This is a genomic window from Actinophytocola sp. (assembly GCF_036555685.1).
GTDB lineage: Bacteria > Actinomycetota > Actinomycetes > Mycobacteriales > Pseudonocardiaceae > Actinophytocola.
Genome location: NZ_DATBKY010000166.1, coordinates 1 through 6,821, shown reverse-complemented (window position 1 = coordinate 6,821; position 6,821 = coordinate 1). Strand labels below are relative to the sequence as shown.

General features: G+C 69.6%; 6 protein-coding genes and 3 pseudogenes. 8 read left to right on the top strand and 1 reads right to left on the bottom strand.

What is annotated here, in order from left to right; translation table 11 throughout:
• The 7 genes and pseudogenes from VH969_RS34655 to VH969_RS16005 all read left to right on the top strand — a co-directional run.
• A pseudogene (locus VH969_RS34655) lies at nt 1-125 on the top strand (sensor histidine kinase); the annotation flags it as partial.
• A gap of 11 nt (nt 126-136) precedes the next feature.
• Nucleotides 137-490: pseudogene (locus VH969_RS16030) on the top strand (sensor histidine kinase); the annotation flags it as partial.
• On the top strand, nt 487-1,248 hold the full coding sequence (locus VH969_RS16025; RefSeq protein WP_331974846.1) for a LytR/AlgR family response regulator transcription factor: 762 nt from the start codon (nt 487-489) through the stop codon (nt 1,246-1,248). The pseudogene VH969_RS16030 and the gene VH969_RS16025, both read left to right, overlap by 4 nt.
• Nucleotides 1,248-1,601 (top strand): hypothetical protein, encoded by a 354-nt coding sequence (locus VH969_RS16020; RefSeq protein ID WP_331974844.1) that lies wholly within the window; start codon nt 1,248-1,250, stop codon nt 1,599-1,601. The genes VH969_RS16025 and VH969_RS16020 overlap by 1 nt, the downstream gene beginning before the upstream one ends.
• A 169-nt stretch (nt 1,602-1,770) precedes the next feature.
• Nucleotides 1,771-3,483 carry a sodium/solute symporter gene (locus VH969_RS16015; protein WP_331974842.1) on the top strand — a complete coding sequence of 571 codons (1,713 nt, stop codon included), beginning with the start codon at nt 1,771-1,773 and terminating at the stop codon, nt 3,481-3,483.
• 147 nt (nt 3,484-3,630) lie between these two features.
• Complete coding sequence (locus VH969_RS16010; protein WP_331974840.1) at nt 3,631-4,008, top strand: DUF485 domain-containing protein; 378 nt, start codon at nt 3,631-3,633, stop codon at nt 4,006-4,008.
• Complete coding sequence (locus tag VH969_RS16005; protein ID WP_331974838.1) at nt 4,005-5,612, top strand: monocarboxylic acid transporter; 1,608 nt, start codon at nt 4,005-4,007, stop codon at nt 5,610-5,612. The genes VH969_RS16010 and VH969_RS16005 overlap by 4 nt, the downstream gene beginning before the upstream one ends.
• 254 nt (nt 5,613-5,866) lie before the next feature.
• On the opposite strand, the gene VH969_RS16000 is transcribed toward VH969_RS16005, so the two are convergent.
• The gene (locus VH969_RS16000; protein ID WP_331974836.1) at nt 5,867-6,262 is read right to left on the bottom strand and encodes an SgcJ/EcaC family oxidoreductase; all 396 of its coding nucleotides are present in this window, start codon (nt 6,260-6,262) and stop codon (nt 5,867-5,869) included.
• 443 nt (nt 6,263-6,705) lie between these two features.
• Between VH969_RS16000 and VH969_RS15995 the strand changes: the two are divergent.
• Nucleotides 6,706-6,821 (top strand): annotated as a pseudogene (locus VH969_RS15995) (IS110 family transposase); the annotation flags it as partial.

Sequence of the window (6,821 nt, the reverse complement as noted above, 5' to 3'; positions counted from 1 at the left end):
TGGACAGACGACTGCGGAACGTCTACGGCGCCTGGTACGGCCTCGTGGTCGAGACCGCGCCGGGCGAGGGCACGCGCGTCGTCGTGCGCATCCCGCGGTTCCAGCCGGGGGTGATGCCGGGGTGAGAGAGCTTGCGGTGCTGGCCGTGGCGCTGCCGTACCTGGTGCTGCAGCCGTTGGTGGAAAACGCGATCCGGCACGGCATCGAGCCGCGCGCGGGCACGGGCCACGTCATGGTGCGCGGCGAGGCCGAGGGCAACGACTGCGTGATCGGCGTCGAGGACGACGGGCTCGGCATGGACCCGGCGCTGGCCGAGGAGATCCTCGCCGGCCGGGGTGGCACGGACAGCGTCGGTCTGGCCAATGTGGACAGACGGCTGCGGAACGTCTACGGCTCGTGGTACGGGCTCGTGGTGGAGACCGCGCCCGGTGAGGGGACGCGGGTGGTCGTGCGCATCCCGCGATTCCAGCCGGGGGTGATGCCGGGATGAGGGTCCTGGCCGTCGACGATGTCGCGGCCGCGCTGGACGAGCTGTGCCGGCTGCTGCGCGAGTCGCCCACCGTGTCGGAGGTGTCCGGGGCGGGCGACCCGCTGTCGGCGCTGCGGATGATCCAGAACGGCAGGTTCGACGCGGTGTTCCTCGACATCTCGATGCCGGGCCTGGACGGTCTGGAGCTGGCTTCCCTGCTGAAGAAGCTCTCCGACCCGCCGGCGATCGTGTTCGTCACGGCGTACGAGCAGCACGCGGTGGCGGCGTTCGGCATCGGCGCGGTGGACTACCTGCTGAAACCGATCCGCGCCGAACGCCTCGCGGACGCGCTGGCCCGGATCAACCGCGTGCTCCCGGCGGCCGGCCCGGCGCCCGAGCAGCTGCCGGACGCGATGGCGGCGCTACCGGTCGAGACCGCGGGCCGGACCCGGTACGTGCGCCGCGTCGAGGTGAGCTTCGTCGAGGCACACGGGGACTACGTCCGCCTGCACGCGATATCGGGCGTGCACGTGGTGCGGATGCCGATCTCGCGGCTGGAGGAGTACTGGGGCCCGGCGGGTTTCGTGCGCGTGCACCGGGGCTTCCTGGTGGCGCTGGACGCGGTCCGCGAGCTGCGCAGCGACTCGGTCGGCGGCCTGCTGGCACACACGGACCTCGGCGACGTCCCGGTGAGCCGCAGGCACGCCCGGGACCTGCGCGACCGCCTGCTGGCCGCGGCCCGAGCCGGCCAGCTGGACCGCTCCGAACGGCGGTTGTGATGCCGGGCCACAAGCGGGTCGCGGTGATGAGCCCGCAGACCCGCCTGGCCCACTCCCGCCGGCGCCTGCGGGGCCGCTGGCGGGTGCCGAAGCTGGACCCGGCGGGCGCCGACCGCGCGGCGGAGCTGTACACGGCGCAGAAGCGGCTGGCGATCGCCCCGCTGGTGCTGCTGTTCGCGGGAATGCTCGGCCTGCCACTGGTCTTCGCCCTGTTCCCCGGCCTGGACGACCTGCGCCTGCTGGGCATCCCGGTGTCCTGGCTGGCGCTGGCGGTCCTCCCGTACCCGGCCCTGGCCCTCCTCGCCGGCTGGCAACTCCGCCGAGCCGAACACGCCGAGGACGACACCCCATGACCAGTTGTCCACAACCCACCAACTTGTCCACAACAGACACGACGCCGCCCTCTCCACCGGCGACCTTCGATAAACTGACGTCACGAGGGGTGCCCCCGGAGAGGGCGGGGGCTACGTTTCTTACGTTCTGCACGCGCGTGCGCGCGCGAGGCCGGCGGGGCGCGGGAACGTGATCATCGCCTTCGCGGTCGCGCCCGTCGTGCTCGTGACCCTCCTCATCGGACTCCGCGGTGTGGCCGCCATGCGCACCACGTCCGACTTCCTCGTCGCCAGCCGGCGGGTGAGCCCGCTCCTCAACTCCGCCGCGGTGTCCGGCGAGTACCTCTCCGCCGCGAGCTTCCTCGGCGTCGCTGGGCTCGTCGTCAAGGACGGCATCGGCTCCCTCTGGTACCCGGTCGGCTTCACCGCCGGCTACATCGCCATGCTCGTCCTCGTCGCCGCTCCCATGCGCCGCTCCGGCGCCCTCACCGTCCCCGACTTCGCCGAGGCCCGCCTCGCCTCGCCCGCCCTGCGACGAACCACCGCCGTCGTAATCCTCGTCATCGGCGGCCTCTACCTCGTCCCTCAGTTCCGGACCGCCGGCCTCGTCCTCAGCGCCGTCAGCGACAGCCCCTACTGGGTCGGCGTCGTCATCGCCGGCACCGGCGTCGCCGTCACGCTCGCCCTCGGTGGCATGCGTGCCGCCACCTACGTCCAGGCCTTCCAGTTCGTCCTCAAGCTCTTCCTCTTCATCGTCCCGGCCGTCTGGCTCCTCATCCAAGTGGGCCCGCAGGTCCGCGACGAGGCCGTTCACCCGGTCGAGTTCACCCGGTTCGACCGCGACACGCGAGTCATGTTCCGCGTCGGCACCACGCTCACGTTCGCCGAGCCCACCACCGTCCGTATAGGACAGACCAGCGAGACGAAGGAGGGCACCTGGGCCGTCCCGCAGGGCAGCTCGGTCACCTTCCCCGCCGGCGAGGACGTCCCCGAGGTCACCGGCGAGGCCCGGCCCGGCGGCCCGGGCTGGGAACGGCCGCTGCTCGACCTGCAGGACGCCGGCCACCCGCTGCTCGGCACCTGGGCACTCGTCATCGCGCTCGCCCTCGGCACCATGGGCCTGCCCCACGTGATCATGCGCTTCCACACCAGCCCCGACGGTCGCGCCGCCCGCCGCACGGCCGCCTTCACGGTCGCGCTGCTCAGCGTCTTCTACCTGTTCCCGGGTATCTACGGCGTCCTCGGCCGCGTGCTCGTCCCGCAGCTCTACCTCTCCGGTGCCACCGACATCGCCGTCGTCGCACTGCCCGCACAGGTCGACGCGGGCTGGCCCGGCGACGCCTTCACCGCGCTGCTCACCGGCGGCGCGTTCGCCGCGTTCCTCGCCACCTCGCTCGGCCTCGTGCTCGTCGTCTCCGGCGCGATCTCCTACGACCTGCTGCCCGGCGGCCTCGGCCGGCTCCGCTTCACCGTGGTCGCGGTCGCCGCGGTCGTGGTCCTCCTTGCCCTGCAAGCGATCCGGCTCGACGCCGGCATCCTCGTCACCTGGGCGTTCACGGTCGCGGCGTCCACGTTCTGCCCGCTGCTCGTCCTCGGCATCTGGTGGTCCCGGCTCACCGTCGCCGGCGCGATGACCGGCGTGCTCGTCGGACTCCTCGCCTCCAGCGGCGCACTCGCCGGCACGCTCTGGGGCCTGCCGGTCAACGGCTGGCTCGCGATCCTCGTCGCGCAGCCCGCGCCCTGGTCGGTCCCGCTCGCCTTCCTGACGATGATCGTCGTGTCGAGCCGCGGCCGGCCCCCGAGCTGGTCGCGCACCGCCATGCTGCGCCTGCACCTCAACGAGGACCGCCTCACGACCCCCGCCGACCGCCTCCGCGCGCTTCGCAACGAAACTGTGACCTAGGCCACTCGACCCCCGAACCGGACCGTTCGTCAGCCGTTCGTCGCATGGCTGAGCGGTTGGACCGCAGACGATTTTGCGCTTGCAGCGTTCTTTCTAAGGTCATTTGGAACGAATTTCACTTCTTGGACCGTTCCTCCAGGAGGCATCGTGAGTTCCACCGATCAGACCCCGCCACCTACACCGGGCGTCGATTGGGCCGAGATTCAGCAGAGCGCGGAGTTCCGTGAGCTTCGCCGCCGGCTGCGCGGCTGGGTGTTCCCCATGACCGTGGCGTTCCTCGTTTGGTACATGCTCTACGTGGTGATGTCGTCGTACGCGCACGACTTCATGTCCACGAAGCTCTGGGGCAACATCAACGTCGCACTCGTCTTCGGCTTGTTGCAGTTCGTGTCCACGTTCCTGATCACCGGTCTGTACGTCCGGTTCACGAACCGCAAGATCGACCCGCTCGCCGACAAGATCCGCCACGACATCGAGGGCGAGACCTCCCCGGTCGCCACCGACACCGAGGGGGGCGTCCGATGAACCTCGCCCAGGGCATCGAAGGCAGCAACGCCGCACTGAACATCGGCATCTTCGCCGTCTTCGTCGTGATCACGCTGGTGATCGTGTTCCGTGTCAGCCGCAGCTCGCGGACCGCCGTCGACTACTACGCGGCCGGCCACTCGTTCACCGGCGCGCAGAACGGCATCGCGATCTCCGGTGACTACATGTCGGCCGCGTCGTTCCTCGGCATCGCCGGCTCGATCGCCGTCGCCGGCTACGACGGCTTCCTCTACTCCATCGGCTTCCTCGTGGCGTGGCTGGTCGCGCTGCTGCTGGTCGCCGAGTTGCTGCGCAACACCGGCCGCTACACGATGGGCGACGTCCTGAGCTTCCGCATGCGGCAGCGCCAGGTCCGCGCGGCGTCGGCGACCTCGACGCTGGTCGTGTCGTTCTTCTACCTGCTGGCCCAGATGGCCGGCGCGGGCGGGCTGGTCGCCCTGCTGCTCGGCGTCACGAACAAGGCCGGCCAGGCCGCCGTGATCGCGGTGGTCGGCGCGATCATGATCCTGTACGTGATCATCGGCGGCATGCGCGGTACCACCTGGGTGCAGATCATCAAGGCGGCCATGCTGATCATCGGCGCCGCAGTGATGTTCCTGTGGGTGCTGGGCAAGTACGGCTTCAACCTGTCCGACCTGCTCGGCGGCGCGGTCGAGCGCGCGGGCGACGCGGGCGAGGCGCTGCTGAACCCGGGTGGCCTCTACGGCGCCACCGGCACCAGCAAGCTCGACTTCGTCTCGCTGGCACTCGCGCTGGTGTTCGGCACCGCCGGCCTGCCGCACATCCTGATGCGCTTCTACACGGTGCCGAGCGCCAAGGAGGCGCGGAAGTCCGTCGTGTGGGCGATCTGGCTGATCGGCATCTTCTACCTGTTCACCCTCGTGCTCGGCTACGGCGCGGGCGCGCTGGTTGGTGCCGACGTGATCACCGCGGCACCCGGCGGCCAGAACTCCGCCGCGCCGCTGCTGGCGTACGCGCTGGGCGGCACCGTGCTGCTCGGCATCATCGCCGCGGTCGCCTTCGCGACGATCCTGGCGGTGGTCGCCGGCCTGACGATCACGGCGTCGGCGTCGTTCGCACACGACATCTACGCCAACATCATCAAGAAGGGTGCGGCCGACGACAAGGCCGCGGAGGTCCGGGTCGCTCGTATCACCGCGCTCGTCATCGGCGCGCTGGCGATCATCGGTGGCATCGCGGCCAATGGTCAGAACATCGCATTCCTCGTGGCGCTGGCGTTCGCGGTCGCGGCCTCGGCCAACCTGCCGACGATCCTGTACTCGCTGTTCTGGAAGCGGTTCAACACCAGTGGCGCGCTGTGGAGCATCTACGGCGGCCTGGCGATCTGCGTGATCCTGATCGTCTTCTCGCCGGCCGTCTCCGGTGGCGAGAAGTCGATGTTCCCGTCGGTCGACTTCGCCTGGTTCCCGCTGGCCAACCCGGGCATCGTGTCGATCCCGGCGGCGTTCCTGCTCGGCTACGTGGGCACGGTGCTCTCGAAGGAGCGCAACGAGGCCAAGTACGCCGAGATGGAGGTCCGCTCGCTGACCGGCGCGGGCGCGGAGAAGGCGGTCGTCCACTGACGACGGTCCCACCGAATGCGGCCCCGGTTCCCGCCCGAACCGGGGCCGCATTCGTGGTGTGCCGCCCCCACAACTCTCAGCTCCACGCACCGTTTCTGTCGGTCCCGCGGAGTAGCGTTGAAATCGGGGGTTCCCCCCGGGGGCGATTGAATGGGCCGTTCAATCGGCCGAGTTGTCCACAGCCCTGCGCAAGTGACCGGAATTGTCCGCCCCGGTCCGTAGGCTGGTGATCGGGGGCCGGAGGCCGACCTCCGTCAGTGCGGCACCAGCGTGTTCTGCCGCGCGGTGATCAGCCACCGGCCCTCGTCCTTCACCAGCACGTACAGCGCGACCATCGAGTGGTCCAGCTCGATCGGCTCCCCATTCGCGTTCGTCGCGGTCGCCTGCTTGTACGCGAGCGCGACGTCCGGCCGGACGAACCGGATGTCGGTCACGTCGTAGCGGACGTACTCGTCCCGCAACGCCCCCGCCATGCCCTGTTCAGCCGCCTCGCGCAGCGCGTCGATCCCCACGATCCGCTTGCCCATCGCGGTGACCACCGACGCGTCGTCCGCGAAGTGCGCGTTCATCAGCTTCGCGTCCTTGGTGTTGAACGCGGTCTGCACATCGGCGACGATCGCGCGGATCGCCGCCTCGTCCTCATTGCTCACCCCACCACCGTGCGACCTCCAGATAAGTAGAGGTCAAGCACAGCCCCACAGGTCTCAGCTCCACGCACCGTTTCCGTCGGTCCCGCGGAGTAGCGTGGAAATCGGGGGTCCCCCCGGGGGCGATTGAATGGGCCGTTCAATCGGCCGAGTTGTCCACAGCGCCGCCGCAAGTGACCGGAATTGTCGGCCCCGGTCCGTAGGCGAAGCCATATTTGATGACATACCGTCGTCTCAGTGTCAGGGTGAGGTTGCCGCTTCGCGGTGGTTGGATCCTGAGCACCCGGTGTCTGGCTCGTACCGTCGGTGTCGCCCTTTTGGGCTGATGAGCATGCGTTTTGCCGGCATCGGGTGTGCAGGACCGGCCGGCGTGACTTGATAGGAGCGTGGCATCGCCCCGACTGAGATGTGTCCGCCGACCGGCCCCAGCCGTCCTCGCATCTTCAGTGAAGGAGGCAGCCTCCATGGTTGTTGTTGGTGTCGATGTGCACAAGCGGACGCATACTTTCGTGGCGGTCGACGAAGTCGGCCGGGAGTTGGGGCAGCGCACCGTCGAGGCCAC

Excerpts from the sequence above, each read along its gene's own strand:
- VH969_RS16025 (WP_331974846.1), top strand. The coding sequence starts at position 487 with ATGAGGGTCCTGGCCGTCGACGATGTCGCGGCCGCGCTGGACGAGCTG.
- VH969_RS16020 (WP_331974844.1), top strand. The coding sequence starts at position 1,248 with ATGCCGGGCCACAAGCGGGTCGCGGTGATGAGCCCGCAGACCCGCCTG.
- VH969_RS16005 (WP_331974838.1), top strand. The coding sequence starts at position 4,005 with ATGAACCTCGCCCAGGGCATCGAAGGCAGCAACGCCGCACTGAACATC.